The following is a 3,203-nucleotide window of genomic DNA, read 5'->3' as shown; positions in this document are numbered from 1 at the left end:
GACTCCGATTCTGACAGTGACTCCGATTCTGACAGTGACTCGGATGCCGACAGTGACGCAGACAGCGATGCTGACTCGGATAGTGATGCCGATGCCGACTCTGACGCTGACTCCAACGTCACCCTCAACGTCAATGTGACCGCAACGGAGTCATCGAAAGTCACGCAGGTAAACGGCGGCAGTAAAGATCCAAGCGGAAATGGTTTTGACGTCGATAGCAACGGAATGATCGTCGCGGTTGGCGCCAACGTGGTGGTCTGGGTTTCGGCAGGGGATATTGGAAAATACGTTTCCAGCGATATTCCTGCTGAAAATATTCACGTTTACGACCAGGGTAATGCGCAGGGTAACGAGGGTAAAACAGATATCTTCGTACTCCATGAAGACAGTACCTATACCCAAGGTGATGGCACACAGCATTCAATGAACGCGGTGAACGGGAATCGGGAGCCGACGTCGAGTAACGCCAACGACTACATCTTTGTTCCGGGCTCATCAAGCTGGAGCTCGTCTGCGGGCTCAGCCAACGTCAATAACAGCATCAACTATTACGAAAGCGTAAACGTCACCATTAACGGTAAAACGTATGGCGGCAACAACCGGGTGAGTGAGGTTATTTCCGGTGACGGGAAAGAAGGTCTGGATCCTTCACATCCGGATACCCATACCACCTGGCAGTATGAGCTGAACATTGATGCGAACCTCGATGGTGCTGCGGGTAATGACCATATCTCGTCGATCAAACTCACCGGGTTGCCGCCGGGGACGACGATCAGCTACAACGGCGAAGACTATACGGTTGATGCGCATGGAAATGTGGTTATCGATATCACCGGTGATAGCAACCTGGATATGGATCTCACCTTTACCTCATCGACTCAGATAGACGATCTTGGGTCGATCAAAGTGGAAATCACCACTGAGGTTGATGGTTCATCGCACTCGTCAGGCGATATCGATGCCAACAGTGGCGATCACGCGATCGCCATCACTGGCGACGAAGATCATCACGCGGATAGCGACTCGGCTACTCTGATGAGCGCAGATGACAATGTGCACCACGCGACTGCCGATCACGTCGATACTGCGGATAGCACCGATAGTTCGCCGGAGCATACATCGGACGATCATACGGAGACGACTGCGTCAACGGATACAACCGATGACAGTGCCAGCACAGATCAAACGCAAGAGACAGGTTCAGCAGAGCCGTCGGAAGACGCGTCGACAGCAGATCAAATTGAAGGCGATAGCGCCGCTGACCACAGCGTTGACGCAGACGTGGACGGAACGGATAACGCGGAAACAACAGGCGATAACGCAGCAACGGAACAGGATACCTCGACCCTGTTGGTTGACCACGATGATCTCGATCTGAGCAATGTCGATCAGGATGCGTCGCTGACGCAAACTGCTGAAGAAAGCCCGGAAACATCGCTTACTCTCTTGCTCGATGATATCGATAGCCAGTTGAACAGCGCCGATACCGCGCAGAGTGAGGTAACACCGACGGACAACTCAGCAACGGTCGAAAACAGCGAGTCGAATCAGGTGAAGGTTATCGATCTCAGCGACATTATCCATGATGATGACGCCAAAGATCTCAGCTCACTGATTCAGGTTGCTGACCCTGCTGATAACGACCCGGCGGCAGGACACGTTCAGGACGTGCCAGCTGAAAGCTCGGATAGCGACGGTGGGGAACACTGGGGTGTTCATGAGGCTGCCGAACTTGATAGTCTTATCGCGCAACCAGATACGGATGTCTAATACAAAAGGGCTAGCGCAGGCTAGCCCTTTTCTTTTCCACTGTCGAATACATTCAAAAACCCTAAGTATATAAACCAATCTTTCTTATCTATTTTTTTATACCAGATGGTCTGATATTACGTATTACCACCATAAAATACCTACAACAAAACAATTATAGATACGAAATCACGTTATTCTAACCAATATGCGTTACCCAATACGTTAACAGGTTAAATTAATTAATCAATAATATGAATAAAACTAAAACATTCCAAATCATATATCCTTTTCTTACAACAAGATAATCTTATGTATTAGAGGTAACACTGGAATAAAAACCAGCCAGGAATCAAGTATCAGAACACCTCATTTATTATCAAAAAGTTATAACCTTATAATGCAAAAACATTGCTGAACGTGGCTAAAAAAATACATAAAGATAATTAACTTAATTAAGTATCAATGAGTTACATTAAAAGACATCAATAATAATCTCCATATGCAACTTACTCACCTACGGAAAATAATCACATCCTAATTTCTTTACAGAAAATTCTTACCAAAACGACATTAAAATCAAAGAAAGCGTTTTTTTTGCATATTACCTTACCACTATAGCCAGCTTTTATTTACCAGACCTCATCTCCATGAGGGGCTGGAATACTATCAGCACACTCACAAAAAGTATTAGCTGTAGTGTTTTGTGTCGCAGGTGCTGTCATGGAGCAACGTAATACACCACAACTCTATGAGCCATGAACAAATGGAACCGTTCACGTAAGATTAAGAGGAGTAAGATATGGCTGATGTAACCGGAATAATAAAAGCGATTATAGGACAGGCCTTCGCTATTTCACCTGACGGAAGCAGACGCTTACTGGTGGAAGGGGATAAAATTTTTGCCGGCGAACAAATTGAAACAGGTGCCGATGGCGCAGTCACGGTAAGCCTGGCAAATGGCAAAAATCTCGATCTTGGGCGCGATAGCCTCTGGGACAGCGCAAGCATCTCCCCTACTACGACTCCTGAAACCACTCCTACTGACGTCGCAGCCATACAGCAGGCTATTGCCGATGGTCAGGACCCGACCCAAATACTTGAAGCCACCGCAGCTGGCCCGCAAACCATCGTTGAAAGCGGTGGCGCACCTGGCGTCGGCGGCTCACACACGCATGTGATACTGGATCTGACCGGTGAAGTGGTCGACCCTACCGCTGGCTACCCTACGGAAGGCCTGGATTTTCCCGATACGGATATTGTAGAAGAACAGACCATTCTTAATCCGGATGAAAATATCACCACCGGAGATGATACAGACGCTGATGCGGATGCGGATGCTGATGCCGATGCCGAAGCAGATGCCGAAGAAGATGCAGAAGCAGAAGAAGAATAGGAAGGAGAAGAAGATGAAGGAGAAGATTAAGTAAAAGAAAGAGTGGCGGAGGAGGTGG

General features: G+C 47.8%; 2 protein-coding genes. Both read left to right on the top strand.

The window, feature by feature from the left end; translation table 11 throughout:
- Positions 1-1,770, top strand: a 1,770-nt coding sequence (locus tag ACW14G_RS22710; RefSeq protein WP_455648844.1) for a hypothetical protein, incomplete at its 5' end; no start/stop codon positions are given.
- Between the two features lie 781 nt (positions 1,771-2,551).
- A complete protein-coding gene (locus ACW14G_RS22705) occupies positions 2,552-3,145 on the top strand; it encodes a retention module-containing protein (RefSeq protein WP_455648843.1) in 594 nt (197 codons plus the stop codon).
- Positions 3,146-3,203 lie beyond the last annotated feature (58 nt).

It is taken from the genome of Kluyvera sp., from assembly GCF_965301105.1.
This window is presented reverse-complemented; position numbering and strand designations above follow the sequence as displayed.